Here is a 26,501-nt window from a genome sequence, read left to right on the forward strand (position 1 = left end):
TTTCGGGTGGGGGCCGGGTGAATCCGCAGGTTGCGGGCGTCACCCGGCCCCTTTCGCGTACCGGGTACATTCTCTGCGTGTAGGCTGATGTCTTGGTCTATGTCCCCCGGGCGAGACCCATCACAAACTCTTCAGGAGGCAGGCTTTGTTCAGCGCCATCGGCCGGATTTTCAGAACGCCCGATCTTCGGCGGAAGATTCTCTTCACGCTCGGTATCGTGGCACTATTCCGGCTCGGCTCGTTCGTACCCGCGCCGTTCGTCAACTTCGACAATGTGCAGGCGTGTCTCGTGGCCAACCAGGGCACCTCAGGGCTGTACGAGATGATCAACATGTTCAGCGGGGGCGCGCTCCTGCAGCTGTCTATCTTTGCGCTCGGAATCATGCCGTACATCACGGCCTCGATCATCACGCAGCTGCTGCGCGTCGTAATTCCTCACTTCGAGACCCTCCACAAGGAGGGTCAGGCTGGCCAGGCCAAGCTGACGCAGTACACGCGCTACCTCACCATCGCGCTTGCCGTGCTGCAGGCCACCACGCTGATCACGGTTGCGCGCTCCGGCATGCTGTTTGGCGCGAACGCAGCCAGTGCAGCTTGTCAGAACCTGGTATCTCAGGAATGGTGGGCGATCATCATCATGATCCTTACGCTCACTGCAGGCACCGGCCTCATCATGTGGTTCGGCGAGCTAATCACCGAGCGCGGCATTGGCAACGGCATGTCGCTCTTGATCTTCACCTCGATCGCGGCCCTCTTCCCCAACGCGCTGTGGACGATTCAGACCACCCAGGGTTGGGAAGTCTTCCTGTTTGTGCTCGCAGTGGGCATGGTCGTGATCGCCGCGGTTGTGTACGTCGAGCAATCACAGCGACGGATCCCAGTGCAGTACGCAAAGCGGGTCGTCGGTCGCCGCACGTATGGGGGCAGTAGCACCTACATCCCCATCAAGGTCAACATGGCAGGCGTGATCCCGGTGATCTTCGCCTCGGCCATCCTCTACCTTCCGATGCTCATCGCGCAGTTCAACCAGCCCGGCATCGGCGAGGAGCCGAAGGTGTGGGTCGTATGGATCTCGAACAATCTGATGCAGGGTGATCAGCCGCTGTACATGCTCGTGTTCTTCTTGTTGGTCATCGGGTTCACGTTCTTCTACGTGCAGATCACCTTTAATCCAGAAGAGGTCGCCGACAACATGAAGAAGTACGGTGGCTTCATCCCGGGCATCCGTGCGGGGCGTCCGACGGCCGAGTACTTGAACTACGTGCTCACTCGCATCACCAGCGCGGGTTCGCTCTATCTCGGGCTGATCGCGCTCATTCCGCTTATCGCACTGTCGTTCTTCGGTGCGAACCAGAACTTCCCGTTCGGTGGAGCCTCGATCCTGATTATCGTGGGCGTCGGCCTCGAGACGGTGAAGCAAATCGACGCGCAGCTGCAGCAGCGCCACTACGAAGGGCTACTCAAGTAATGACTGAAACCCCCCAGGCACGGCTCCTCATCATCGGTGCCCCCGGCGCCGGTAAAGGCACTCAGGCCGCTCGCATCGCCGAGCGCTACCAGGTGCCTGCGATCTCCACCGGTGACATCTTCCGCGCGAACATCAAGGCGGGCACACAGCTCGGCACGAAGGTGCAGTCGATCATCGAGAAGGGCCAGTTGGTTCCCGACGAGCTCACCAACGAGATCGTGGCCGATCGCCTCCAGCGCGACGACGTCGACAATGGGTTTCTGCTTGACGGCTACCCGCGCACGGTCGATCAGGTGCACGCGCTCGACGCGGTGCTCGAGGGCGAGGCGCGGCGTCTCGACGCAGTGATCCTGCTGGAGGCTGACACTGACGCCGTCGTCGCGCGACTTCTGAAGCGCTCCGAGCTCGAAGGGCGCATCGACGACACCGAAGAGGTCATTCGTCATCGTCAAGAGGTATATGCCGAGCAGACTGCTCCGCTCATTGAGCTTTTCCGCGCTCGCGGTATCCTCGTCGTCGTCGATGGCCTGGGTGAGGTCGACGAAGTGGCGGATCGCATCGCCGTCGCGCTCGATGCGAAGCTGGGCGAATAGTCGTGAGTCGGGGTTTGCTGCGCCGGTCGATCTACAAGTCACCGGCGCAGTTGCGTTTGATGGTGGATCCGGGCGCCGCCACGGGGGCAGCCCTCGCCGCGATGGCCGCCGCCGTGCGGCCGGGCATCACCACGCTCGAGCTCGATGCGATCGCGGAGGACGCGATCCGCTCGCTCGGAGCTGAGCCGAACTTCATGCTGGAGCCAGGGTATCGTCACACGATTTGTGCGAACGTGAACGAGCACGTTGTGCACGCGATCCCCACCGATCGGCAGTTGGTTGCCGGAGACATCGTTGCGCTCGATGTCGGCGCGATTGTCGGCGGGTGGAATGGCGATGCTGCGATCACTGTCGCGCTGCCTGACCCGTCCCGCCCGGAGCGCACGGAGCTGATTCAGAAGCTTGATCACGTGACCGAGCAGGCCATGTGGCGGGGCATTGCCCGGCTCGCCACCGCCACGCACCTGAACGAGGTCGGCGAGGCAGTCTCGGAGTATGTGCGGGCGAACAGCGACTTTGGGGTGCTGGAAGATTACATCGGGCACGGAATCGGGCGAAAGATGCACGAAGATCCGCCGGTCTTCAACGTGCCTGTGTCACGCCGGGGGCCCGAGGTGAAGCCCGGGCTGGTCGTCGCGATCGAACCGATCATCTCGGCGGGCGGCATCGAGACGATCGTGCAAGACGACGACTGGACTGTCACGATGGCTGATGGTTCACTCAGCGCGCAGTGGGAGCACTCGGTCGCCGTGCACGCAGGCGGCATCTGGGTGCTCACCGCGCCCGATGGCGGCGCAGCGGGTCTCGCACCGCTTGGCATTACGCCGGTCCCGATTCCCTAGGGACCGATCTGGTTCGGGCATGGGAGGATACATTCCATGCAGCACAGGGTGTCGGGGGGCGGCGCGTGGCCGAGACGCGCGTTTTTGATTTCTGCAGTTGGCGGTGTCGCCACCCTGGCCTTCGGATGCGCGCCGGAGGTTAATGGTTCTCGCCCTCGCTCCGTGACATCGCCTACGCCTCCGGCATCGCTCTCGCCCGAGACCTCGGCTGATCCGCTCGCCGAGAAACCGGCCACTACAGCGCCCAGTCCTCCTGCACCTCCGGATCTGGAGGCGATTATTGCCGCCCACGAGGGCCAGGTGCCCCAGCACTGGGGCATCGACATTCCGGGAGTGGTACGCACCGGAATCGAAGCGGGTTCCGCGCAACCTGAGCGAGTGTTCCTGACGCTGGACGCGTGCGGTGGGCCGCACGGGTCTGGCGTCGACGAGCGGCTCATCGCAGGCTTACGCGAGGCATCGGTGCCCGCCACACTGTTCTTGAATCTGCGGTGGATCGAGGCACACGCGGGGCTGGCGGCGAGTCTCGCCGCCGATCCACTGTTTGAGCTTGCCAACCACGGCAGCGATCATCTGCCGCTCAGTGTGACTGGCAGGTCGGCATATGGCATCTCGGGAACCGCGACGGTACGTGAGGCTGCGCATGAAGTTTGGCAGAATCACGTCGCGCTGACCGAGCTCATGGGGCGGGTGCCGCGCTGGTTTCGGCCCGGCACCGCCCACCTGGATGATGTTGGTCTGCGCATCGCGGAGGCTATGGGGGAGCGGGTGCTGGGCTTCTCTGTGAACGGAGACGCGGGGGCGACGTTTCCCGCAGCGACGGTGGCCAGCGAGGTGGGAGCCGCCGGACCCGGGGCGATCATCATCGCCCACATGAACCAGCCCGGTTCGGGGACAGCCGACGGGGTGCGCGCTGCGGTCGATGTGGTGCGTGCGCGGGGGCTCGATTTCGGGCTGTTGTGAGAATTCTCTGTGCATTTTCTGGTGCAGTGGGAGAATGAAGTATGGATGAGAATACGAACCCGGTGAAGGTGCTCGACACTGCAGAGTGCTGGCGGCTGCTCGCGACTCAGGAGGTCGGGCGAATCGTCACGCATGTGGGGGAAGTGTTTGACATTTTTCCCGTGAACTACGTAGTCGACGGTGAGTCGATCGTGCTCCGCACGGCCGAGGGTAACAAGCTCGTCGAAATGGTCATATCGGGCGAGGTGCTCTTCGAGGCCGATGACCACACCGATGCTGAGGCCTGGAGTGTGGTGTTGCGCGGGAAGGCGCACAGGCTCGAGACCGAGGCAGAGATCATCGCTGCCGAGGCGCTACCGCTGAAACCTTACGTGCCGACAATCAAGCGTAACTTCGTGCGTATCGAGGCGGACTCGCTCAGCGGTCGCCACTTTCAGGTCGGGCCCGAGCCGGATCGTCACGGGGTGCAAGACTACTGAGCCGGTTCGCGGGTCGCACTGTGTGTCGAGTTCGGGTGCGGATCCGCTGTGACTCTGCGGGCTCGTGTTGGCCGCTCTGATGCGTGGTCTGAGGCCGCGCGAATTGTGGCTAAGATAGAGGGGTTGCCTGGTTCTTGTGACCAGAACAACGGGCTGTGGCGCAGCTTGGTAGCGCACTTGACTGGGGGTCAAGGGGTCGCAGGTTCAAATCCTGTCAGCCCGACCAAAAAATCGCGGAAACTCACGGGTTTCCGCGATTTTTTCGTTGGTGAGATTTGATCCGGCCATCTAATACCCATCTAAAACCCCTACTGAAACACCTTCTGACCAGTGCTTTGCTCGGTTCGCAAAGGTCGCTTGCGGGTGGTTTCGATTGCTTCGGGGCGTGTGGCGCACCTGGTCTGCATGACCAGCTCAACTTCGCTTCCGCTACCTCTGCCCGACTTGCCGCCTCTGCTCGATATCCGCGAGCTGTCGGCCTATCTCGGCGTGCCTGTCTCGACCATTTACGACTGGCGCTCGCGGGGCATCGGTCCGCGTGCGTACCGCTTCGGCAAACACCTCAAGTTCGCCGTCACGGACGTGACCGAGTGGATCGAAGCGCAGCGCGACCCCGCGCCGTCTTCACAGTCTTTGCCGCCTCAATTGCCTCGACGGTGACGCTGTGAGCCGCCCGCGCCTGACGATCGGCACCTACGGCGAGATCACGACCCGTCGTCGCCCGAGCGGGCGCATCGAAGCTCGCGCCCGCTACCGGGACTGGGATGGTGCCACCCGCCTCGTGCAGGCGAGCGGCGACACTGCAGCCGCTGCAACGCACGCGCTCAAGGCCAAGTGCGTCGACCGCAATCTGATTGCACCGAGTGCAGGCTTGCTCACGTCTGACAGCCCGTTCCCTGATCTGGTCGCGTACTGGCTCGAAGATATCGAGTTGGAGGATCGGCTCGCAACGGCCACCCGGCAACTGTATGAACGCGATATGCGCACGCTCGTACTGCCCGCATTCAAGGATCTGACGTTGCGCGAAATCGGAGTGGCCCGGTGTGACCAGTTCTTGAAGCGGCTCGCGAAGGATTCGTGCTCGAAGGCGAAGCATGCGCGCGTTGTGCTGCGACTCGCGCTCGCGTTGGCGGTGCGACACGAGGTGCTGCTGCGCAACCCCGTCGATCACGTTGCGCGGTTGCATCGCGACGTACGGATTCCCGACGCCTTCACGCCCGAGGAAATCACCGCAATCCGTGCGGCGATTGCGTATTGGGAAGCCGGACGCGACGTCTCGGGGCCGAAGCCCGACGGGCAACTCGGTGCAATCATCGAGGTCATGCTCGGCACGTCCGCGCGCATCGGCGAGGTGCTCGCGATCCGCCGACGGGATATTGATCTGAGCGTGCCGTCCGTACGAATCACTGGAACGATCATCAGCCCGAAAGGCGAACCGACGACGCGACAGGATCACCCGAAGACCGCGCGATCGCGACGCACGATTCAACTTCCTGGGTTTGCCGCGACGGCCGTGCAGTTTCGATTGAAGCAACTCGACACGATCGACCCCGACGCACTGCTATTCTGCTCGCGCGGAGGCACTCCGCTGACGACGAACAATGTGCGCCGCCAACTCCGCCATGTCATGAACCTGGCAGAGATTGAGGGCGTGACTCCGCACAAGTTCCGCCGCACTGTCGCGACCACGATCAACGAAAGCGCGGGTGTCGAATTGGCATCTCAGCTGCTTGGGCATACCGACCCGGCAATCACGATCAAGCACTACATCCGCCGCAACGAGACCGTCGACCCCACGACTGCGGGCCTGCTGGAAAAGGCGTTCGGATCATGATCAGTATTTTGGGTGGAAGATTTACCTCGCGAAACGAAACGTACTCAGATAACATTAGCTGTGTACGAAACGTATCAGGAGGTGATTACGTGAAAGCTCTAAGGCCAAAGGCTGCCGCCGAGAAGCGAAGTGCCTTGTACCGGGGGCATGCTGAGGGGCGGTGGGACCGCATCGGCCGAGGCATCTACTTGCCCGCAGACGCACCCGCGATCGATTGGGATCAGCTTGAAGCCGCAACCCGACGACCGGAAGCGACAATTTGTCTACTTTCTGCTCTCGCTCGCTACGACCTCACCGATGCGATTCCAGACGCCCTGGACGTCGCAATACCACGCGGAATGCGTACACCAATGACCGAGAGTGCAATTTGCTGGCATCGCTTCGATGCGGCGACGTTCAAGCTTGGGCGAGACGAGATCTTGATTCCGGGCAGCTCGCAGCACATCGGTTTGTACAGTGCAGAGCGCACGATTGTCGACTGCTTCCGCCTTCGATCGACTGTCGGGTACGAAGTAGTTCGCGACGCAACCAAAGAATGGCTCCGCCGCGGCGGCAAGCCCGCCGAGCTGATGGCATTCGCCACACAACTCCCTCGAGCTAAAGCCCCGCTCCTGCAAACCTTGGAGGTAATCACGTGACCGGCGGGGGGTTGTAACGCTGTGGTGGGCTTCGGCGCACTGATCCGCACCGCGCTGGCGGAGCTGGTTGCACGGAGGCCGGTGTTCCACTCAGAAGCTGACTTCCAGCATGAGCTCGCAGTGCAGATCGCGCGGCTTGACCGGGGCGTGGAACTGCGGTTAGAGCGGCCGGTGCGGGTGCCTGGAGCACGACCGATCAACCTCGACATCCTTCTACGCCGCGGCGATGTGCAGTACGCGCTCGAACTCAAATACATCACCGCAAGGCTTGAGGTGAGCGTCGGTGACGAAGAGTTCATGCTGAGGTCGCAGTCGGCCCAGGATCTGCGTCGCTATGACATCCTCAAGGATGTCATGCGAGTCGAAACGCTCATCGAAGCTGGTGTCGTCGCAGGTGGTATGTCCGTCACTATCACCAACGACCGTGGGATGTGGAGCGAGACCAGGAAGATCGGCCCCATCGACGAAGCCTTCCGGCTGCATCACGGCCGTACCGTCACCGGGAACCTTGCATGGGGTGCGCACGCCGCGGCTGGTACTGTTCGCGGTCGAGAATCGGCACTCGTGTTAGGCGGCAGCTACACGCTCGAGTGGGCGGCGTACTCGCGGGTCGATGCGCAGCGAAACGGGGAGTTTCGCATGCTCATCGCCGAGGTCGGGGCGGGGCGATAGGGCATCATGTCAGCACTCGGCCGCAGTCCGGGTCGGCTGAGTGCTGTGCAGCATTCTTGCGTTCGTGAAACCCCTCGTCTCCGCAAGCAGCGGAATCTATTAGTTTTCAGAACGCTATGATACGATGTTCTGAAAATGGCGTGATTCCGCTGACGTTGGAACGTCATAGTTATCAGAACGAGGTGAAGTATGAACCGTGACGAGCCTAAATCAGAGCGCGAAATCCTACGACGCGCCATCGAAGCTATCTCCAAGCGCTTGCCCACCGGGTGGTTACTTGAGGAACAGTATGACGTGGTCGGCGCGAACGATCTTCGAGCCGATGCAGCGCTTGCAATCGTCGCGCCTGACGGTGCGAACACGCGACTGGTTCTAGAAGCAAAGCGAATGGTCGAACGCCGAGATGTCGGCGTTATTGCCGACAGGCTAGAAAGCTTGGCGGGCATCGACGGCAGGCCCGTCTTGGTCGCAAAGTACCTCACAACGCAAGTGCGCGCCGACCTGACCGAAAAGGGCATTGGGTATGTCGATGCGACTGGGAATCTACTCATAACTGCCGGGCAACCGGCGATCTTCCTTGCTGATCGTGGCGAGGATCGCGACCCATGGCGGGGCACGGGTCGCCCACGGGGCACGTTGCGTGGTGACCCCGCTGCGCGGGTTGCGCGCGCTCTCCTGGACTTCGATCGCAAGTGGCGCATACGCGACCTTATCGACACCTCAAGCGCGTCGACCGGCGCTACTTACCGGGTGCTCGAATACTTGCAGCAAGAGGGACTTGCGGAGCGCGACGACGACGGCACAGTGCGAGTGCCTGACTGGCGACGCTTGCTCGAAGCCTGGGCAGAAGATGCCGCATTCTTGTCCACGAACCGTACTGTTAAGTGCATTGAACCGCGAGGAACCGAAGCGTTCCTGGGGAAGCTGCGCGAAACAAAGAGCATGCGCTATGCCGTAACAAGTTCTGCTGCCGCCGCCGAATGGGCTCCTTACGCACCAGCTCGCGTCATCTACGTGTACGTCGACTCTGTCGAGGAGGCCTCCAAAGAATGGAACCTTCGCTCGAGCGAGTCGTCTCCGAACGTCATTCTGGTGGAGCCGCGTAAGCCCAATGATGTCGCGTTCGACCGGGTAGCCGAGTCCCAGCGAGGATTCGCCATCGCGGCCCCGGCACAGGTTGCGGTCGATCTGTGGAACGGGCCGGGCCGTAACCCTTCAGAAGCGCAGGAACTGCTTGCGTGGATGTCGGCGAACGAGAGCGAGTGGCGCAAATGACCGACCCAGAGGTCGTAAAGGCGTGGCACGCCTTGCTAGATGCATTAGACGCGCTCGGCTCACATAAAGAGGCTGTCATCCTTGTTGGCGCACAGGCGATCTACCTGCACACCGGAAGCGCCGAAGTCGCACTTGCCGAGTTCACGACCGACGCCGACCTCGCTATCGATCCCGAACTTCTCACTGATCACCCGCTGATCGAGGCAGCGATGACCACGGCAGGATTCAGCCCCGATCCTGATCCATCAGCACTTGGAACCTGGCGGTCGCGCGACGGCGTACCAGTAGATCTGCTCGTTCCCGACGCCGTTGCAGGCGCAGGTCGACGATCAGCCGAACTGCCACCCCATGGAAAGCAGGCCATGCGTCGAGCAGTGGGCCTTGAAGCCGTGCTCAAAGACAATGCACCGATGCTGATCTCAGCACTCGATCCGGCTGATGCGCGATCGTTCACGATCAGAGTTGCCGGTCCAGCCGCGTTGCTAGTCGCAAAGACGCACAAGGTAGCTGAGCGCATCAACAGCCCAAAGCGATGGGACGCAAAGGACGCGCACGACATCTATCGACTCCTCCGAGCCATCGACACACACGTGCTGGTCGCCTCGCTAAAGGTGCTTGCCAGCGACCCGATCGCGGCGTCCGTCACGAAAGCTGCTATCGATTCGCTTCGCGACCTCTTCGCTGCAGGTGACGACGCGCCGGGGTCACGGTTCGCGGGGCAAGCCGAAGAGTTCATTGGAGACCCAGCCCAAGTCGCACTCGCGGTAAGCATTCTCGCCCAAGACCTGATAACCAGTCTCGATGCAGGAAGTGCCGAATAGGATCCATCCCATGCATCGTCATATGCCCGCTTCATATTCGGCTTAGCCCGGATTCACCGATGAGTCTTGGGCGGGGCAAGCTTGAATGCTCGGCGCGCGGTGACGTGTCAGGGGCAGGGGTGAACCCCGGGCGTCGCATCCCGGTCGTCCACTTTCTCCTCGGTCGTGCCGCGGTCGCGGCGATGGTCAGCTGATGGGGACTGGTGGCGGCGCATGTGTCGCGGTGAAGATGCTTACGAACGCTGCCTGCCATGGCCAGGCCTCCGGCAAGTGCAGTGTGATCCGACGCGCAGAGCACGCTAACCGTGCAGGCACTGAGATGAGAGTGCGGCGGATCGTCGCGGTCGTCGCTTTCGCGAGGCGTCCCGTGCGGTCGGCGATCACGCCGGCAGCACGTGTGAGGTTGAACGCGATCACGGCAAGAACCAGCCAAGGGTCTGCTGTCGGTTTTGTTGAGTCCAAGACTGCATAGCTTTTCGGGGCTGTGCTGGAAGGATGATGATCATGCCGATCAAGTACAGCGAGGAATTCAAGCGTGACGCTGTCGCGCTCGTGGAGTCCGGTATCGCGCAGAAAACCGTGTGTAAGGACCTCGGGATCTCGAAGTCAGCGCTCGGCGCGTGGGTGCAGGATTCCAGGTTCAAGACCTTTGGGATGACCCCATCGAAGGACCCTGATGAGCAACGTGAAATACGGGCTGCGTTGAAGCGTATCCGGGAGCTCGAGATGGAGAACGAGGTGCTCAGGCGTGCGGCAGCGTACCTGTCGCAGGTGCACATCACACCCCCAAAATGATTTACCCGCACTAATCGTGAGATGGCCGCGACCGGTGCCCGTGTCAGGGTGCCGGTCGCGGTGGCGTGCCGGGTGCTCGGGTTCAGTGAGCAGGCGTACTACCAGTGGCTAAAACGCCCAGTGTCAGCTCGTGAAGCCGAAGAGCAACACCTAATCGGGGTGCTGCGAAAGCTGCATATCGATGACCCCGAGGGAGGGTACCGGGTCCTCGCCGATGACCTCCAAGATCTGGGGTACGAGGTCTCGGAACGTCGGGTATGGCGTCTGTGCAAGGTTGCTGGCATCCAGTCGGTCATTACGAAGCGCAAGCGCCGTTACCGGCGGGCTGGGGCGCCGGTGGGTGATGATCTGGTGCAGCGTGATTTCACTGCGAGTGGGCTTGACGAGAAGTGGCTCGTGGACATCACCGAGCATTGGACCGGTGAAGGTCGCCTGTATATGTGCGCGTTCAAGGACGTGTGTTCGAACCGGATCGTGGGGTACGCGATCGATACGCGAATGAAGGCGTCACTCGCGGTTCGTGCGCTGCAGAACGCCGTCATGCAGCGCGGGTACCCGCAGCTGGCAGTGAGTGATTAACGGACACTCCGGGGGCGAAGTTGGCCTCGCTCGTGACCGAGGAATGCTGCGGCTAGAAAGGGAGGGGGACCTCCAAAAGGGGGTTACCGACCGAAACAGGTGGATACGGCCGGGCATGTCACCCTCTGCCAGCCCAGCCCAGCCCAGCCCAGCCCAGCCCTGCCGTTGCGTAGCCAGTCCGCTGATCCACACCGCAAGCTGATCGACGAGCTCGCCCGCGGCAAGAAGATGGAGAAGACCCTGCGCGCTTCAGACGAGTGGGCAGCGTCTAGGGTTATGACTGTGCTCAAGCGACTGGTAGTGATATCCCGACCTGTGCTGTGGATCAACACCATCGGAACCACGATGATCGCAGTGTGGTTGACTGGCGAACTGTGGCGGTGGGATGCCATTTGGTTGCTGCTCTGGGTCACGCTGCCATTCAACTTGCTGATCTACGGCATCAACGACATCTTTGATCAGGAGACCGACAACATCAACATCCGCAAGGGCGGATTTGGTGGTGCAAAAATTGCTCCGCGTGAGGTTCCCTGGATCGCCTGGGGTGTGGCGGTGACCAACATCCCGTTCCTGATCTTCTTCGGCCTGAACTACTCGCTCGAAGCGAACCTATGGATCTGGGCCTACACTCTTTTCTTCCTCTTCTATTCTGCGCCCCCTGCGCGTTTCAAAGGCCGGCCGTTTCTCGATTCAATCAGCAACGCCGACTACGCATTTCCGCTCGCGTTTGTGCCACTCGCGCTCGGGTATGAACCCGTCTGGTTGGCGCTGTTTGGGCTGATGGCGTGGAGTCTTGCGAAACACACCTACGACGCCATACAAGACATCGAGGAAGACAGCTTTGTGAATATCACCACCACGGCGGTCTTCCTGGGCGCGAAGAAATCGCTCGTCTACGTCTCGTTTTGGTGGCTCGTCTCGAGCGTGTTCTTCGCGTTCATTAACATTCCTCTTGCGGTAGCCAACATCGCATACGCCGCCTGGCTAGTCTGGTTGATCAACCGCGATGACACCCCGGAAACTGCGAAACGGGTCTACAAGTACTCAGTCGCGTATCCCTACGTGGTGGGCTCGGTTGCGGGCGCGCAGTTGATGATCGCTATTTTCTTCGGCTGGATCACCCCGTGAGCGCGATGGGGGAGCGCCCTCACGCTACGCCCAAGCGCATCGTCATTGTGGGCGCGGGACTCGGCGGTCTCTCCGCGGCAGCGCTCCTGGCACAGGCGGGGCATCGCGTTACGGTTCTGGAGAAGAACTCGTGGGTAGGGGGTAAGTCTCGTCGTATCGAGGTTGCGGGTCAACGCATCGATACGGGCCCTTCTCTCGTCACCTTTCCAGGGGTCATCAGGGAGCTATTTCGCCGCTACGATCAGCTCGGTGCCCAAACGGGTGATGCGGATCATGATCGCCTCTCCGCCGAACACATCGCTCACCTCACCTTCGAACGGCTCCCTGAACTGGGCAGGTATTTCTTTCGCGATGAAGTTGTGGATCTGCCGGTGCAGTCCGGGCATGCGTGGTCTGGTGCCTGGAAACGCTTCGACCGCGAACACGGCTCACTCAGCCCCGAAATCGTGAAGCTTCTGACCGCTGATCCCTTCGACGCAAAAACTCTGTCGTCGGTGACGACGCTCACACGGCGATACGGGCGGAGACTCTCAACCAGCTCGTATCTGTCGGCTCTCGAGTGGATGCCCGACGATCTCAAAGAAGTCATCGCGATCCACACGCTCAACGCCGGGATTGCCCCGCAGCGCACGCTGGCCCTCTACGCAACCATGCCCGCGGTGATGGCGCGCGAGGGAATCTTCGTGCCGCAGGGAGGTGTCTACGAACTGGCGCTGGCCCTTGAGCGGCTCGCAACGCAAGCCGGAGCGACCATTCATACGGATACTGACGTAACTGCAATCACCAAACACCGCGTGATGACACGCTCGGGTAGCTATCCCGCAGACGTGGTGGTCGGCGCGGCTGACGCTCAGGTCATCGACAAGCTCGCTGGAAACCGCGTGCACTCACCGAAACGAGTCTCATGCTCGGGCGTTGCCGTATTCGCGGTGCTCGATGAACCGCTGCCGAGCGGCACGGTGACGCACTCGGTGATTATGCCGAGAGACCCGGGTGAGCTGCATCGCTCGCTCGATGCCACGCAGGAACCACACGAGACCATGGCGTTCGTGAACTACTACAAACCGGGACACATCTACCCGAACGCCAAAGCCACTGCGGCTCTCCTGCTCACCGCACCCGCGAACGGCAAGCATTACGATCTGAATTCAACGTTCGTTCAGCGAGAGCTCTCCCGGATCAGCGCCATGATGGGACTCGAGCGCGGCCTTGCCGATCGCATCGTCGCCCACAAAATTCTCGACCCTGACTACTTCTCTCACTCTGGAGCCGCAGGCGGGGCTCTGTACGGTGCGACGAGACCGCTGTGGCAGGGGGGGCCGTTCCATCGTCCTGGCTATTCCTCGCTTTCGAAACCGTGGTTATGGAGGGTGGGTGCGTCGGTGCATCCTGGAGGAGGCATTCCCGCGGTGCTTGGCGGTGCAATGAACTCCGTCGGGCGGCTGCTGAAGAAGATCGGCACTGCAGTTGATGAGAGAAAACACGATGATGAAAGCGCTGCTCAATAATTCGGCTCCTTTCCTTGGCTGGTCAGCGGTTCAGCGCTTACGCTGTGGCTATTACCGACCGAAGGGATCGTCATGTCTCTCTCCCCTGAGCGCTTCCCGCAGAAACACATTCCCACGGCGGAGGAACATTCCGTCCCAGAAATAGAGGTGGATCAGACCATCGCGCCGCGTCCCGAGGAGGAGATTGCCGACTCCGTGCGAGCGGAGCCCGACCTCGAGGATCACAGAATTCATCCTGAGTGACGAGGCACCACACTCGGGGCACACTTGCGATAATGGGGTGTGATCTCCCAACGTGAACTGGCCCAGCGACTCGATATTTCGATCGAAATGGTGAGACGCCACGGTCTGCCCCTTCACATGACCGAGGAGGAGTTCGGGCGCTTCGAGGCCGATCCGCCGGCTTGGCTGGTGCAGTCGCGCGCCAATCGCACGGGCAAGCGACCCGTATGGGTGGAGTTGAACTGCGTCATATGTGGATTCTCCGAGATGACACGCCCGAAGAAGTGGTGGCCAGATTTCACCTACCTCTCCTGCTTTGAACATCCTTACAGCGAGCTGCCAGACATGGCCGCCGGGATGCGCCGGATGGAAGTCAACGGTATCGGGAGCCGTTTTATCGGGGTCGTCGACAGTCCCAGCGAGACAGCCACGGAGTAGGGATCGCCACGAACCGTTGCAGGCAGTCGTGAACTCTGGCGACGGCGGCCATGATCAGGTACCGGCACCGCGCGAAATCTGGGAGGGTGGGTGCATGGCTACTGCAGCAAGCAACATCGCACGCATGCGTCGCATGAGCGTGGCGAGCGTCTATCCCCTCTACGTCACGAAGGCGGAGCGCAAGGGTCGCACGAAGGCCGAGGTCGACGAGATTATCACCTGGCTCACGGGCTACGACGCGTCCGACCTCACGCGTCTACTTGCAGACGACACGAGCTTCGAGGCATTTTTCGCAGAGGCACCGAACCTGAACCAGTCGCGGATTCTGATCACCGGGGTCATCTGCGGGGTTCGCATCGAAGAGATCGAAGATCCATTCATGCGCGAGGTGCGTTATCTCGACAAACTCGTTGACGAGCTCGCCCGCGGGAAAAAGATGGACAAGATCCTGCGCGCACCCGCAGCCTAGCTTCGTCGCGACGCCTGGCGAGTGGCCAGGATCACAAGAGGCTGCGCGTCCGCAGGCCCCGGGTCGGCCGCCGCGCGAGTTTAGGATGTGCGTATGACTCCTCCGCGAGCAGCGCCCGAGCGCCGGTTCGCGATCCGAGGCAAGCGCGCGGCTCGGCACCGGCGGAAACACGCTGATCGCGGCGGCGCTCGCGGCGGGCAACGCCATGTGGGGCTTCGGGCTGTGGTGTTGCTCGCCGTGTGGGCGCTGGTGCTCGTGCGCACGCTGATGGGCGTGGTGCGCGGCACCATCTGGGAGTGACGACCGCGGTCGGTCGACGTTCCCGAGAGGGATCCGCAATCGCCGTCCGCGTCCACGTGCCCGACCGTTCCCCTATATCGTTCAGCCTTTCAGTGATATGTTGTTGAGTATCGTTCACGGTTCGTCGGAACGCAACACCGAGAAGGGCATTATGAGTCAATCATTCCCAGCCGGAGGGTTCGGCGCGGGTCTGAACACAGACAGCATGTGGCAGGCCATGGAGCAGCTGAAGACAGTGTTTGAGAAGCGCGTGGGCACCCGTGTCGGTAAGGGTGAGGTGCGCACCGCGGTGTTGGCCTTGCTCGCCGAGCAACCGATGCACGGCTACCAGATCATTCGCGAGATCGAGGAACGCACGGCGGGCGCGTGGAAGCCGAGCGCTGGCTCCGTCTACCCGACCTTGCAGCTTCTCGCAGATGAGGGTCTCGTGAGCGCCGAGAAATCCAACGGTCGCAAAACCTATTCCCTCACCGACTCGGGTCGTGCAGAAGCGGCAGAGCTCAGTGGATCAGCTCCGTGGGAATCCGCTGCCGAGGGGCAGAGTCACGGCTCTAAGTTTGCCGCGCTCCCGAAGGCGGGGGTCGAGCTTGCGCAGGCTGCCGCTCAGGTCAATCGCACGGGCACCCCGGAGCAGATCCAGCAGGCCGTTGCAGTGATTGACGAGGCGCGGCGCAGGCTCTACGCGATCCTCGCCCAGGACTGACGCGGGTGCCGCCGGTTCGACCGGGCTCCGAGCACTCGGGGCCCGGCGCTGCACGATATCGCGCGCGGTATCGTCGCATCCTCCGCTTCGCGGGATGGAATCTCGCGGTCACCTGGTGGTACGAGCTGTTCCTGCCCCGGATTGGCCTGGTGAAGATCGCGGAGCGCACCCGGGCCAGGCGCATGCGCCTCTTCGCTCGCCGGTTTCACGTGCTCGCGGTGGAGCTGGGTGGCCTGATGATCAAGGTCGGCCAGTTCATGTCGTCGCGGCTCGACGTGTTGCCGCCCGAGATCACGGCCGAACTTGAGGGGCTGCAAGACGAGGTGCCTCCGGTCGATTTTGCCCAGATCCGCGCACGCGCCGAGGCAGAACTGGGTATGCCGCTCGAACGGGTGTTTGGGTCGGTTGAGGAGGCACCGCTCGCCGCGGCTTCGCTCGGCCAAGCACACCGTGCAACGCTCGCACCCTCGGATGCCGAGGACGTTGGATTCGACGCTGTCGTGATCAAGGTGCAGCGGCCCGGGATTGATGAAATCGTAGATGTCGACCTGGCCGCGCTGCGCACGGTCGGCGGGTGGCTGAGCCGAGTGCGACTCGTGTCGAGCCGCGTCGATATGCCCGCGCTCGTCGAGGAATTTGCGGTGACCAGCCTCGAAGAGATCGATTACCTGCACGAGGCGCAGAACGCCGAGCGGTTTGCCACGAACTTCGCAGGTGACAGTCGGGTCGGGGTGCCAGCAATTGTGTGGGAGCGTTCGACTCGGCGCGTGCTCACCCTCGAAGACGTGACCGCGATCAAGATCACCGATGGGGAAGCCTTGCGCGCGGCCGGCATCGACCCGGCCGAAGTAGCCCACGTATTTGCCTCGGTGATGTTCGATCAGCTCTTCACCCACGGCTTCTTCCACGCAGATCCGCACCCCGGCAACGTCTTCGTGACACCACGCACCGCGAACGCCGACAGCGCACTCTGGCAACTCACGTTCATCGACTTTGGGATGATGGGCGAGGTTCCCGCGAGCACGCGCAGCGGCCTGCGCAAGCTGCTGTTCGCGGCCGCTTCCCGCGACGGAAAGGGGCTGGTGGAGGCGATCCGCAACGTCGGTGTGCTGCTTCCGTCGGCCGACACTCGGGAGCTCGAGCGGGCGATGACCGAGCTCTTCGCCCGCTTCGGGGGGATGGGGTTCGCTGAACTCCGAGAGGTGGATCCCCGCGAGTTTCGCGATTTTGCCGTGCAATTTGGCGACGTGATTCGGTCTCTGCCCTTTCAACTCCCCGAGAACCTCTTGCTCGTGATCCGAGCCATGTCACTCGTATCTGGAGTGTGCAGCGCGCTCGATGCCGAGTTCAACCTGTGGGACTCGGTCGAGCCCTACGCGGCACAGCTGCTGCGCGACGAACGCGGCAACGTCGTGATGGACGCTGCGCAACAGGTTCTCGAGGTCGCCGGAGTTGCCTGGCGGCTGCCGAAACGCCTCGATACGGTGCTCACGCGTATCGAGGAGGGATCACTTGAGGTGGTCAACCCCCGCCTGGAACGCAAGGTGGCCCGCCTGGAGCGCACCGGCCGCAGGGCCGTGTCGGCGCTGCTCTTCGGAGCCCTCCTGATCGCCGGCTCCGTGCTGCGTGCAGATGATGCGGTGCTCGGCACCGTGCTGATGGCTCTCTCAGCCCTTCCGCTCCTGCATGTGCTGTTTGCTCGCGGCGCGCGAGACGGTTCGTGATAATTTGAGCACTGTGGATCACAATCCTCCCGCCCTGGCCGTCGAGTTCCGGGGTGTTTCGAAACGCTTTCCCGATGGCACGCTCGCCGTCGATCAGCTCGACCTGGCATTGGGCCTCGGCACCATCACCTGCCTCGTGGGTTCCTCCGGCTGCGGCAAGACCACGGTGCTGCGGATGATCAACCGTATGATCGATCCGACGTCGGGGCACGTGTTGGTCGGCGGCATCGACGTGGCCGGCGTGGAACCGGTCGAACTGCGCCGCTCGATCGGATACGTGATGCAGCACGCTGGCCTGATGCCGCACCGAACCGTCATCGACAACATCGCGACCGTGCCGGTGCTACGCGGCGTGAAGCGTGCTGATGCGCGCGAACGTGCAGTCGCGTTAATGCACGATGTGGGGCTGGATCCGAAGCTTGCACGTCGATATCCCGCTCAACTCTCTGGGGGGCAACAGCAGCGGGTCGGGGTGGCGCGCGCGCTCGCTGCAGATTCCGACCTTCTGCTGATGGACGAACCGTTTGGCGCGGTCGACCCGGTGGTGCGCGCCGATCTGCAGCGAGAATTGCAGCGACTGCAGCGAGACCTGGGGAAGACTGTGGTGTTCGTGACGCACGACATTGACGAGGCCTTCGTGTTGGGGGATCGCGTCGCGCTGTTCAAGCCCGGAGGGGTACTCGCGCAATTCGGCAGCCCCGAGCAACTGCTGCACGAGCCCGCCGATGCGTTTGTTGCCGAGTTCATCGACGCGGGCAGACCGCGAAGCATTCTGAGATGAGCCTGCCGCGATGAACTGGGTGGTCGACAACTGGGTGCAAGTCGCGCAGTATGCCGGGCAGCACATGGTGCTCGCGATCGTGCCGATCATCGTCGGTACGGCGCTTTCGTTGCCGATCGGGTGGGTCGCGAACCGACGCCGCTGGAGCCGCGGCACGATCCTCGGTGCGGCGGGGATCCTCTACGCGATCCCATCCCTTCCCCTGTTCGTCGTCATGCCTGCCCTCATCGGCACGCGCATTCTTGACCCCATCAACGTGGTCGTCGCGCTCACCCTGTACGCGCTCGCGCTGATGGTGCGCACCACTGCCGATGCGCTGGCCTCGGTGTCGAACGAGCTCCGTCTCTCGTCGCAGGCCATCGGTTTTAGTGCCTGGCAACGATTCTGGGGGGTCGAGCTGCCCGCCGCCGGCCCAGTCCTGCTCGCGGGAATCCGGGTGGTCTCGGTGAGCACCGTGAGCCTGGTGACCGTGGGCGCGCTGATCGGTGTGCAATCGCTCGGCTACTTCTTTGTGAACGGGTACCAGCGGGCATTTCCAACAGAGATCGCCGTCGGAGTGATTGGCACCGTGGTCATTGCGCTGATATTCGACGCGTGCCTCGTGCTTCTGGGCCGCCTGCTGATGCCGTGGACCCGGGCGGGCCGCCGGGCACGGCCAGCCACCCGGGCAGCGGGCCGATCCACGATCGAACCCGCCGGAGCACACGCATGAACCCGCTCGAGAAGGCGTTTGTCTGGCTCGCCACCCCAGACAATTGGACGTCGCCGACCGGCATCTGGCAACGACTCATCGAACACGCCGGGTATTCGGGTCTCACGATCGTGATCGCCGCGTTGATCGCACTGCCCGTGGGGGTGGCGATCGGCCATACGGGTCGCGGGCGCGAAATTGTTGTGCCGTTCACCGGGGCACTTCGGGCGCTACCGACACTCGGGCTCGTCACCCTGCTCGCGCTGTTGCTCGGCACCGGCCTCGTGCCACCACTCATCGCGCTCGTGATCCTTGCGGTGCCACCGATCCTCGCGGGCGCGTACTCGGGCCTTGACGCAATCGACCCCGCCACCACGGGTGCCGCTCGAGCGATCGGTTTCACTCGTTGGCAAGTCATCTTTCAGGTCGAGCTGCCGCTCGCGCTCCCGCTGATCGTTGGCGGTATACGCGCAGCCGCCTTGCAGGTCATTGCCACCTGGACCGTCGCCGCGTTCCTGCCGCTGGGCGGCCTCGGTCGATTCCTCATCGACGGGCTCGCGGTGCGCGACTACGCACAGATGCTCGGTGGATCGCTGCTCGTCATCGCGCTCGCGCTTGTCGTCGATGTGCTGTTCGCCGCGATCGAGCGGTGGATCACGCCGCGTGGGGTGCGTGCCCGGTCGTCCGATCGCGGCACCAGTGTTCGAACCCCAGTACTGTCATAAACAACTCCGATGAAAGGAACGCGTCATGACTGCAGGAAAGAAACTCATGCTGGCAGGGGCGGCGCTCGCCGTGGTCGCGCTGACGCTGACGGGGTGTGCGTCGGGTGATCCGCTCGGGAACGAAGCGGGGAGTGGCGGCGAAGACACCGGCTCTGCGGGCAGCGTCACCGTTGGCTCGGCGGCGTTCGCCGAATCTGAGATCATTGCGTACATCTACGCGGGGGCGCTTGAGCGTTCGGGCGTTGAGGTGAGCGTGACCCCGGCGATCGGTGCACGAGACGTGTACATCGCCGCGCTTGAGGACGGTTCGATTGACCTGGTGCCCGAGTACACGGGAAACCTGCTGCAGTTCTTTGATGCGGAGGCCGAGGCACAGGGGAAAGACGAGGTGTATTCGGCGCTCGTCGCGGCGGTACCCGAGGGCTTCGAGGTGCTTGACCAGGCCGAGGCAGCCGATGCCGACTCGTACAACGTGACCGCCGAGTTCAGCGAGGAGTACGGGGTGACGAGTCTTGCCGATCTTGCGAACGTGCCCGTGCCGCTGTCGGTCGCCGCGAACCCCGAGTTCGCCGAGCGCCCGTACGGAATCCCGGGGCTGCGTGACATCTACGGCGCTGAGGTCGCCCTCGTGCCCATCAACGATGGGGGCGGGCCAAACACGCTGAAAGCGTTGCTCGACGGGCAGGTGCAACTGGCGAATATCTATTCGACCACTCCATCGATCGCCGAGAACAACCTGGTGACGTTGGCCGACCCAGAGAACATGATTCTTGCCCAGAACGTGGTGCCACTGATTTCGTCGGTGAAGGCTGAACCTGCGGTGGTAGAAGCGATCAACACGGTGCAGGGTGCCCTCACCACGGCGATGCTGATCGAACTCAACACGCTGAGCTCAGTCGACAAGCTCTCGGCACAGGTCATCGCCGAACGCTGGCTCGACGAGTCGGGCCTGTTCGATTAATCGGCCACGGAATTCGGATGCTCCGGGGAAGCGAGTGCAACATGACACACACTGATACCGTCATCGTGGGGGCCGGCATCGCCGGGCTCACCGCAGCTCGCCTGCTCGCGCGGGCAGGGCAACGAGTCGTGGTGCTCGAGGCGCGAGACCGCATCGGTGGGCGCGTGCACACCGACCGCACGGGTGCGTTTCCGGTCGACCGCGGTGCCTCGTGGATCCACGGCATCCACGAGGCACCGGTCGCCGCGGCCGCCCAAGCCTTCGGCATGCGCACACGCGAATTCACGGTCGGCAGCTTCCAGCCCGACGGTCGGCCCATCGCCTACTTCGGCCCCGACGGCACCCGGCTGAGCGACGAGGAGGCCGCCCGGTTTGCCGCTGACGTGCACGCCTTCGACACGGAGCTCGCCGTGACGATTGGCCGATCCGCCCGCGGCACCTCGTACGCCCAGGTGGTCGACGAGACGCTGGATCGGCTGCGCATGGGCGCGGCCCGCACCGCGCGAGTGCGCGAGTTCATGCAACACCGCACCGAGGAGCAGTACGGGGCGTGGATCGGCGACCTCGATGCGCACGGGCTTGACGACGACACGATTGACGGCGACGAGGTCGTGTTTCCCGACGGCTACGACGAGCTGGCGGGCCACTTGGCCGGAGGGCTCGACGTGCGACTCGATCACGTCGTGACCCGAGTCGACTGGCACCCGGCGGGGGTTGCCGTGTCGACCGCACGGGGCGAGTTCACAGCCGACCAGGCGATCGTCACCGCGCCCGTGGGGGTGCTGAAATCGGGGGAGCTTGAGTTTGAACCGCCCCTTCCCGAGAAGACCCGGGAGGCGCTCGACGGCCTCGAAATGAACGCCTTCGAGAAGGTGGTCTTGCGCTTTCCGCACCGCTTCTGGCCCGAAGATGTATACGCGCTGCGCAGGCAGGGTGTCACGGGGGAGTGGTGGCATTCGTGGTACGACCTCACCGAGCTGCACGGGGTGCCGACGCTGCTCACCTTCGCCGCCGGCCCCTGCGCGCGCGAGACCCGCGATTGGGCCGACGAGCGCATCGTGGGGTCGGTGATGCTGGGCCTGCGCGACCTCTTCGGTGACGCGGTAGTGGATCCGGTCGAGGCCGTGGTGACCCGCTGGCAAGACGACCCGTACGCGCACGGCTCGTATGCCTACATGACGGTCGGATCGCGCATCGAGGATCACGAGCGGCTTGCCGACCCAATTGGTGGGGTGCTGCACCTCGCCGGCGAGGCTACGTGGTCGGAGGATCCGGCAACCGTCACCGCGGCATTCATGTCGGGGCATCGGGCGGCCGAGCGCGTGCTACGTCGTGAGATCCCGATCGCCGCGGTGTGGGAGGCCGCGGGGGCCTGAGCCCGAAATCTCATATTGACATTCATCAATGCGTGGTGCACACTCGTACGTATTGACGTTCATCAATGGAAGTGAGACACGCCACATGCTCCCCACCGTCGTTATCGGAGCTGGCCCGCAGGGCCTTGCCGCAGCCGCGCACCTCATCGAGCGCGGTCTCGATCCGCTCGTGCTTGAATCAGGTGACACGCCCGCCGCGGCCGTCGCAGACTGGGCGCACGTGCGTCTCTTCTCGCCCTGGCCCGAGCTGGTCGACGAGGCGGCGCGTCGTCTGCTTGAGCCCACGGGCTGGGTGTCGCCTGAGCGCGGCTTTCCGACCGGTGCGCAGTGGATCAGCGAGTACCTTGCGCCACTTGCTGTGGCGCTCGGCGACCGCGTGCTCACCGGGGCGCGCGTGGTGGGAGTGGGGCGCAAGGGTCGCGACCTTTCGGTAGACGAGGGCCGGGCCGAGGCACCCTTCGTGGTGCACGTCGAGCGGTCGGACGGCGGCGAAGAGCGCGTTGAGGCCGCTGCCGTCATCGATGCCTCAGGCACCTGGCGTTCACCGACCCCCGCGGGTGCCGATGGCCTACCCGCGCTCGGCGAGCGCGCCGCGCAGGCGGCCGGCATCGTGAGCTACCGCATTCCCTCGTCCGACGAGATTCCGGCGTGCGCGGGTCGCCATGCTGTCGTCATCGGCAACGGCCATTCCGCGGCAACCGCGATCCTCGAGTTGGTGAAGGTCGCGAAGAAGCACCCCGACACCCGCATCACTTGGGTGCTGCGTCGCGGGCAGGTCGGGAATACCTTCGGCGGGGGCACCGCCGACGAGCTGCCCGAGCGCGGGGCCCTGGGCCAGAAGGCGAAGGAAGCCGTCGAGGCTGGCCTCGTCGATCTCGTCACCGGCTTTCGCACCGAGCGCTTCACGCTCGAAGGTGCCCGCGCGGTCGTGCACTCAGAAGACGGCCGATCCCTTGCACCAGCAGATCAGGTGATCGTGCTCACCGGCTTCCGACCCGACCTGTCATTCCTCTCCGAGGTGCGCCTCGAGCTTGACGTGCGCCTGCAGGCCCCCGTGCGGGTGGCCACCGAGGTGGACCCGAACCTGCACTCGTGCGGCTCGGTGCGCGCAACCGGCGCGGCGGATCTCGCACACCCCGAACCGGGGTTCTTTATTGTGGGCGCGAAGTCGTACGGCCGGGCCCCCACCTTCCTCGCGCTCACCGGGTTTGAGCAGGTGCGGAGCGTCGCGGCGGAGCTCTCCGGCGACCGCGAGGCGGCCGCCCGGGTCGAGCTCGTACTGCCAGACACCGGGGTGTGTGGCGGAGCTGGCGTGTTCGACGCGCCCGAGGCTGCCGGTGGTGGTGGTGGGTGCTGCGCGCCTGCGCCGCAGCCCATTGAGCTCGGTCTCATGCCTGTCCGGGTATAGACGACATGACCAGTGCGATGTTGCCCGTGGCCGCCGAGGTTCCCGCGTGCTGCGTGACCTCGGTGACTACGGTGCTCAGCCAGGACGAGGCTGAGCGCACGGCGCGCGTCTTCAAGGCCCTCGGGGACCCGACGCGTCTTCGTCTGATTTCCCTCATTGCCAACAGTGAATCGAGTGAGGCCTGCGTCTGCGATCTGACCGAGCCGATCGGTCTGTCCCAAGGCACAATTTCGCATCACATGAAGCTGCTCGTTGAGGCGGGACTCGTCACACGCGAGCAGCGCGGCAAGTGGGCGCACTACGCAATTAACCGCACGGCCTTCGCCTCGGTTGCCGCGGCGCTTAGCCTGTGAGCAGTGAGGCAGCGCGCCAAAGATAACCACTGGGTATCATTCCGGCCCGGATGTGGGCCCGGGGCATTACTCTTCGAGTATGCACCCACGTCGCTCGCTTGTCGCCCTCCTTGCCGCCGCGCTTCTCGTCGTGCCGCTCTCCGCGTGCACCAGCGGGCTTGCCGGGTCCGATTCCGCGGCCAGCCTCGACCAGTCCACGCGCAGTTCTGAGGGCGTCGCCATTTCGCCCGAGAGCGCTGAGATGGCGGATCAGGCCACAGAAGCGCAGCGCGTGGGGCAGCAGGTGATCCACTCGGGGGATGCGACCCTGGTGGTCGACGACCCCACTGGCGCAGCGGAGGAGGTGCGCGACCTCGCCGAGCGTCTCGGTGGGTACGTCGATTCGCAGACTGTCAGCGAGGCCGGCGAAGACTCGCGGGCCCGCGCAACCCTTTCAATTCGGGTGCCGGCCGACGAGTTTGACGCGGCATTCGACGCGCTCGGTGAGGTGGGTGAGGTGGTGAACCAAAGCCGATCGGCGACGGACATCACACTGCAATACGTCGACCTTGAGGCTCGCGTTGATGCGCTACAGGGTTCAGTGGATCGGCTCACGGAACTGATGTCGGGTGCCGCGACTACTGGCGAACTCATCGAGGCGGAGGCTGCGCTGTCGCAGCGTCAGCAAGAGCTCGACTCGCTGCGCGCTCAGCTGCAATCACTCGAGAGTCAGGTCAGCTATTCGAGCATCTGGATCTCGCTCGAGACCGAGAGCGTGCTGCCGGGTGGGCCGTCCAACTTCTGGGAAGGTCTCGTTGCCGGTCTTGATTCGCTTCTCAAAGCGGGTGCCGCGGCGCTGGTGCTCTTCGGTGTCTTGCTGCCGTGGACGATTCTGGTCGCCGCCATCGTACTGCTCGTGCTGTGGCTCGTGCGACTCGGGCGGAAGCGGCACACACTTCACGCCAGTCACACGGAGCAGGTGCCGGCGGCCCCGCCTGCGAGCCCAGCTGCACCGATCGAGTAGCCGAACAGCGCTCAGGCTGCCGGCTCCTCGCATCTCGGGTTAGCCGCGGCGGTACTCCGCGGTGATCGGGCACTCGAACGGGTCGCGTGCTGCAAGCCCGACGCGGTTCAAGTAGTCGATCACGATCGCGTAGGAGCGAAGCAGTGTGGTCTCGGTGTAGGGCACGTTCATAGTCTCGCAGTACTCACGCACGATCTCGCGTGCCTTCGCGAGGTGCGGACGAGGCATGTTGGGGAACAGGTGGTGCTCGATCTGGTAATTGAGGCCACCCATCAGCCAGGTTGCCCACCAGCCGCCGGAGATGTTTCGCGAGGTGCGCACCTGCTTCGTGAAGAAGTCAATGCGAATATCGCGCTCAAGGATCGGCATCCCTTTGTGGTTCGGAGCGAAGGAAGCTCCCATGTACACGCCGAAGACGGCAAGCTGTACACCCAGGAACGCGAAGGCCATGCCGATCGGCAAGAACATGAAGAGCGGCGTCAGGTACAGCGCGAAGCGGAGTGTGATCAGACCGAGCTCGGTCCAGCGACGTTTGATCGGCTCGCGGGAGACCAGGTACTTGATGCTCTGGAAATGCAGGTTCGCGCCCTCAAGGGTGAGCAGCGGGAAGAACAACCAGCCCTGCTTGCGGGTAATCATGCGTACCAGGCCGCGCGACTTCGCCGCGTCCTCCTGCACAAATGAGATCGTGTCGACGTCGATGTCGGGATCTTTGCCCACCACGTTCGGGTTGGAGTGGTGGCGACTGTGCTTCGAGTCCCACCACGAGTAGCTCAGCCCGACGAACCCGGCCAGCAGGCGAGCCAGACGATCATTCGCAGTGACCTTTGCGAGTACCTGACGGTGCGCAGCCTCGTGCGTGATGAAGGCGACCTGGGTGAAGAGCAATCCGAACGCTGCGGCGATGAGGAGCTGGAACCAGCTGTCACCGAGCAGGATGAAGCCGGTAATCGCCCCGCCGAAGCCGAGCGCGATCAGGGTGCCGACCATGGCGTAGAACAACGGTGCGCGGCGCAGCAGGCCGCTTTCCTTGACCGTCTGTGAGACCTGCGAGTATGCGCGGGCCATTTTGGGGAAGTCCTCGGTGCGCGAATAGGTCTGGCGCAAGGGTCCGAGATTTGAAAGCGTGGTGACCTGAGTAACAGAGATACTGAACATCCTTGGCATTCGGCGAACCGTGTGACGGTGCGCTTGTCTTACAGCCAAAGGCAGATGCCGATCGCTTCCTCTCAGGCTAGAGGGGGAAGCATACGCAGGGCTGTATGTAGTGAGGAACTCAGCACCTTCGCAGTATGTACCCATCGCGCGGCGGTCAAAAATGTGCGGATTGCTCCAAAAGCGCTGGAAATACACAGTCGATCGTGAGCGGTGCAAGATCTGCTCGTATGGCGGAGGGGTGGATCCACTCGAGATACTCAATTTCGGCACTGGCGTGAACCCCGGCGACGAAGGGGTGCTCGAACACGTGCGCGACAAGAGTATGGCCCGGCTCGTTCGCGGCATCGGCCCGGAATTCGCCGAGCGGTGTAAGTAGCTCGCTGTTGAGGGTGACCCCGAGCTCCTCCTGGAACTCCCGGATCGCGGTCTCCGCCGGGTTCTCGGTTTGCTCGGGCTTGCCACCGGGAAGCATCAACATCGTGGTGCCCCGCTTGCGCACATTGAGCACACATCCGAGGGGATCGCGCATGACGACAGCGCTAACCTGAATAACCTGCATGACCCCCAACCTAGCGGCGGCGACAAATTTGTTCG

The 26,501-nt window shown here is 63.3% G+C and carries 30 protein-coding genes, 1 tRNA gene and 2 pseudogenes; 30 read left to right on the top strand and 3 right to left on the bottom strand.

Going from position 1 to position 26,501, the window contains the following annotated elements; translation table 11 throughout:
* Nucleotides 1-145: 145 nt before the first annotated feature.
* The 13 genes from secY (at nt 146) to ACR0R4_RS08060 (ending at nt 9,779) form a co-directional block, all read left to right on the top strand.
* Entirely contained in the window at nt 146-1,468 is a 1,323-nt protein-coding gene (gene secY, locus ACR0R4_RS08000) for a preprotein translocase subunit SecY (protein ID WP_433646819.1), read from the top strand.
* On the top strand, nt 1,468-2,061 hold the full coding sequence (locus ACR0R4_RS08005) for an adenylate kinase (protein ID WP_433646820.1): 594 nt from the start codon (nt 1,468-1,470) through the stop codon (nt 2,059-2,061). The genes secY and ACR0R4_RS08005 overlap by 1 nt, the downstream gene beginning before the upstream one ends.
* 2 nt (nt 2,062-2,063) lie before the next feature.
* Entirely contained in the window at nt 2,064-2,903 is an 840-nt protein-coding gene (gene map / locus ACR0R4_RS08010) for a type I methionyl aminopeptidase (protein ID WP_433646821.1), read from the top strand.
* Between the two features lie 36 nt (nt 2,904-2,939).
* Entirely contained in the window at nt 2,940-3,866 is a 927-nt protein-coding gene (locus ACR0R4_RS08015; protein WP_433646822.1) for a polysaccharide deacetylase family protein, read from the top strand.
* Between the two features lie 41 nt (nt 3,867-3,907).
* Nucleotides 3,908-4,345 carry a pyridoxamine 5'-phosphate oxidase family protein gene (locus tag ACR0R4_RS08020; protein WP_433646823.1) on the top strand — a complete coding sequence of 146 codons (438 nt, stop codon included), beginning with the start codon at nt 3,908-3,910 and terminating at the stop codon, nt 4,343-4,345.
* 149 nt (nt 4,346-4,494) lie between these two features.
* Nucleotides 4,495-4,571, top strand: a tRNA-Pro gene (locus tag ACR0R4_RS08025).
* Between the two features lie 179 nt (nt 4,572-4,750).
* Entirely contained in the window at nt 4,751-5,005 is a 255-nt protein-coding gene (locus tag ACR0R4_RS08030; RefSeq protein WP_188046753.1) for a helix-turn-helix domain-containing protein, read from the top strand.
* Between the two features lie 4 nt (nt 5,006-5,009).
* Nucleotides 5,010-6,179, top strand: coding sequence for a tyrosine-type recombinase/integrase (locus tag ACR0R4_RS08035; protein ID WP_433646824.1), 1,170 nt, complete (start codon nt 5,010-5,012; stop codon nt 6,177-6,179).
* Between the two features lie 89 nt (nt 6,180-6,268).
* Nucleotides 6,269-6,817 (top strand): type IV toxin-antitoxin system AbiEi family antitoxin domain-containing protein, encoded by a 549-nt coding sequence (locus ACR0R4_RS08040; RefSeq protein ID WP_433646825.1) that lies wholly within the window; start codon nt 6,269-6,271, stop codon nt 6,815-6,817.
* A gap of 21 nt (nt 6,818-6,838) precedes the next feature.
* The gene (locus ACR0R4_RS08045) at nt 6,839-7,489 is read left to right on the top strand and encodes a hypothetical protein (RefSeq protein WP_433646826.1); all 651 of its coding nucleotides are present in this window, start codon (nt 6,839-6,841) and stop codon (nt 7,487-7,489) included.
* A gap of 189 nt (nt 7,490-7,678) precedes the next feature.
* Entirely contained in the window at nt 7,679-8,764 is a 1,086-nt protein-coding gene (locus ACR0R4_RS08050; protein ID WP_433646827.1) for a hypothetical protein, read from the top strand.
* Nucleotides 8,761-9,585, top strand: a complete 825-nt coding sequence (locus tag ACR0R4_RS08055) for a GSU2403 family nucleotidyltransferase fold protein (RefSeq protein ID WP_433646828.1) — start codon at nt 8,761-8,763, stop codon at nt 9,583-9,585. The genes ACR0R4_RS08050 and ACR0R4_RS08055 overlap by 4 nt, the downstream gene beginning before the upstream one ends.
* 59 nt (nt 9,586-9,644) lie before the next feature.
* Nucleotides 9,645-9,779, top strand: coding sequence for a hypothetical protein (locus tag ACR0R4_RS08060; RefSeq protein ID WP_433646829.1), 135 nt, complete (start codon nt 9,645-9,647; stop codon nt 9,777-9,779).
* Here ACR0R4_RS08060 and ACR0R4_RS08065 read toward each other — a convergent pair.
* Nucleotides 9,772-10,017, bottom strand: a pseudogene (locus tag ACR0R4_RS08065) (transposase); the annotation flags it as partial. The gene ACR0R4_RS08060 and the pseudogene ACR0R4_RS08065 overlap by 8 nt on opposite strands.
* 72 nt (nt 10,018-10,089) lie before the next feature.
* On the opposite strand from ACR0R4_RS08065, the pseudogene ACR0R4_RS08070 reads away from it, so the two are divergent.
* From ACR0R4_RS08070 to ACR0R4_RS08150, 17 genes and pseudogenes are all read left to right on the top strand, one after another.
* Nucleotides 10,090-10,959 (top strand): annotated as a pseudogene (locus tag ACR0R4_RS08070) (IS3 family transposase).
* A gap of 99 nt (nt 10,960-11,058) precedes the next feature.
* Nucleotides 11,059-12,087, top strand: a complete 1,029-nt coding sequence (locus tag ACR0R4_RS08075) for a UbiA family prenyltransferase (protein ID WP_433646830.1) — start codon at nt 11,059-11,061, stop codon at nt 12,085-12,087.
* A gap of 5 nt (nt 12,088-12,092) precedes the next feature.
* Entirely contained in the window at nt 12,093-13,595 is a 1,503-nt protein-coding gene (locus ACR0R4_RS08080; RefSeq protein ID WP_433646951.1) for a phytoene desaturase family protein, read from the top strand.
* Nucleotides 13,596-13,667: 72 nt separating this feature from the next.
* On the top strand, nt 13,668-13,838 hold the full coding sequence (locus ACR0R4_RS08085) for a hypothetical protein (RefSeq protein ID WP_433646832.1): 171 nt from the start codon (nt 13,668-13,670) through the stop codon (nt 13,836-13,838).
* Between the two features lie 39 nt (nt 13,839-13,877).
* Entirely contained in the window at nt 13,878-14,255 is a 378-nt protein-coding gene (locus tag ACR0R4_RS08090) for a DUF5997 family protein (RefSeq protein ID WP_433646833.1), read from the top strand.
* Between the two features lie 94 nt (nt 14,256-14,349).
* The gene (locus ACR0R4_RS08095; RefSeq protein ID WP_433646834.1) at nt 14,350-14,724 is read left to right on the top strand and encodes a DUF2200 domain-containing protein; all 375 of its coding nucleotides are present in this window, start codon (nt 14,350-14,352) and stop codon (nt 14,722-14,724) included.
* Nucleotides 14,725-14,817: 93 nt separating this feature from the next.
* Nucleotides 14,818-15,024 carry a hypothetical protein gene (locus ACR0R4_RS08100; protein ID WP_433646835.1) on the top strand — a complete coding sequence of 69 codons (207 nt, stop codon included), beginning with the start codon at nt 14,818-14,820 and terminating at the stop codon, nt 15,022-15,024.
* Between the two features lie 151 nt (nt 15,025-15,175).
* Nucleotides 15,176-15,727 carry a PadR family transcriptional regulator gene (locus ACR0R4_RS08105; protein WP_433646836.1) on the top strand — a complete coding sequence of 184 codons (552 nt, stop codon included), beginning with the start codon at nt 15,176-15,178 and terminating at the stop codon, nt 15,725-15,727.
* A 5-nt stretch (nt 15,728-15,732) separates the two neighbouring features.
* Nucleotides 15,733-17,451 (top strand): ABC1 kinase family protein, encoded by a 1,719-nt coding sequence (locus tag ACR0R4_RS08110; RefSeq protein WP_433646837.1) that lies wholly within the window; start codon nt 15,733-15,735, stop codon nt 17,449-17,451.
* Between the two features lie 13 nt (nt 17,452-17,464).
* Nucleotides 17,465-18,232: an ABC transporter ATP-binding protein gene (locus tag ACR0R4_RS08115; protein WP_433646838.1), complete on the top strand. Its 768-nt coding sequence runs from the start codon at nt 17,465-17,467 to the stop codon at nt 18,230-18,232.
* A gap of 10 nt (nt 18,233-18,242) precedes the next feature.
* Nucleotides 18,243-18,944, top strand: coding sequence for an ABC transporter permease (locus tag ACR0R4_RS08120; protein WP_433646839.1), 702 nt, complete (start codon nt 18,243-18,245; stop codon nt 18,942-18,944).
* Nucleotides 18,941-19,648 carry an ABC transporter permease gene (locus tag ACR0R4_RS08125; protein WP_433646840.1) on the top strand — a complete coding sequence of 236 codons (708 nt, stop codon included), beginning with the start codon at nt 18,941-18,943 and terminating at the stop codon, nt 19,646-19,648. The genes ACR0R4_RS08120 and ACR0R4_RS08125 overlap by 4 nt, the downstream gene beginning before the upstream one ends.
* A gap of 25 nt (nt 19,649-19,673) precedes the next feature.
* On the top strand, nt 19,674-20,609 hold the full coding sequence (locus ACR0R4_RS08130; RefSeq protein WP_433646841.1) for an ABC transporter substrate-binding protein: 936 nt from the start codon (nt 19,674-19,676) through the stop codon (nt 20,607-20,609).
* 41 nt (nt 20,610-20,650) lie between these two features.
* Nucleotides 20,651-21,985 carry a flavin monoamine oxidase family protein gene (locus ACR0R4_RS08135; protein ID WP_433646842.1) on the top strand — a complete coding sequence of 445 codons (1,335 nt, stop codon included), beginning with the start codon at nt 20,651-20,653 and terminating at the stop codon, nt 21,983-21,985.
* Nucleotides 21,986-22,070: 85 nt separating this feature from the next.
* Nucleotides 22,071-23,393: an NAD(P)-binding domain-containing protein gene (locus ACR0R4_RS08140; RefSeq protein ID WP_433646843.1), complete on the top strand. Its 1,323-nt coding sequence runs from the start codon at nt 22,071-22,073 to the stop codon at nt 23,391-23,393.
* Nucleotides 23,394-23,398: 5 nt separating this feature from the next.
* Nucleotides 23,399-23,746, top strand: a complete 348-nt coding sequence (locus tag ACR0R4_RS08145) for an ArsR/SmtB family transcription factor (protein ID WP_433646844.1) — start codon at nt 23,399-23,401, stop codon at nt 23,744-23,746.
* Between the two features lie 79 nt (nt 23,747-23,825).
* Entirely contained in the window at nt 23,826-24,749 is a 924-nt protein-coding gene (locus tag ACR0R4_RS08150) for a DUF4349 domain-containing protein (RefSeq protein ID WP_433646845.1), read from the top strand.
* Between the two features lie 39 nt (nt 24,750-24,788).
* Here the strand turns inward: ACR0R4_RS08150 and ACR0R4_RS08155 are convergent, their stop codons facing one another.
* Nucleotides 24,789-25,916: a fatty acid desaturase family protein gene (locus ACR0R4_RS08155; RefSeq protein WP_433646846.1), complete on the bottom strand. Its 1,128-nt coding sequence runs from the start codon at nt 25,914-25,916 to the stop codon at nt 24,789-24,791.
* Nucleotides 25,917-26,061: 145 nt separating this feature from the next.
* Nucleotides 26,062-26,466, bottom strand: coding sequence for an NUDIX hydrolase (locus ACR0R4_RS08160; RefSeq protein ID WP_433646847.1), 405 nt, complete (start codon nt 26,464-26,466; stop codon nt 26,062-26,064).
* Nucleotides 26,467-26,501 lie beyond the last annotated feature (35 nt).

The organism is Leucobacter fengyongliangi (assembly GCF_050971685.1).
Taxonomy (GTDB): Bacteria; Actinomycetota; Actinomycetes; order Actinomycetales; family Microbacteriaceae; genus Leucobacter.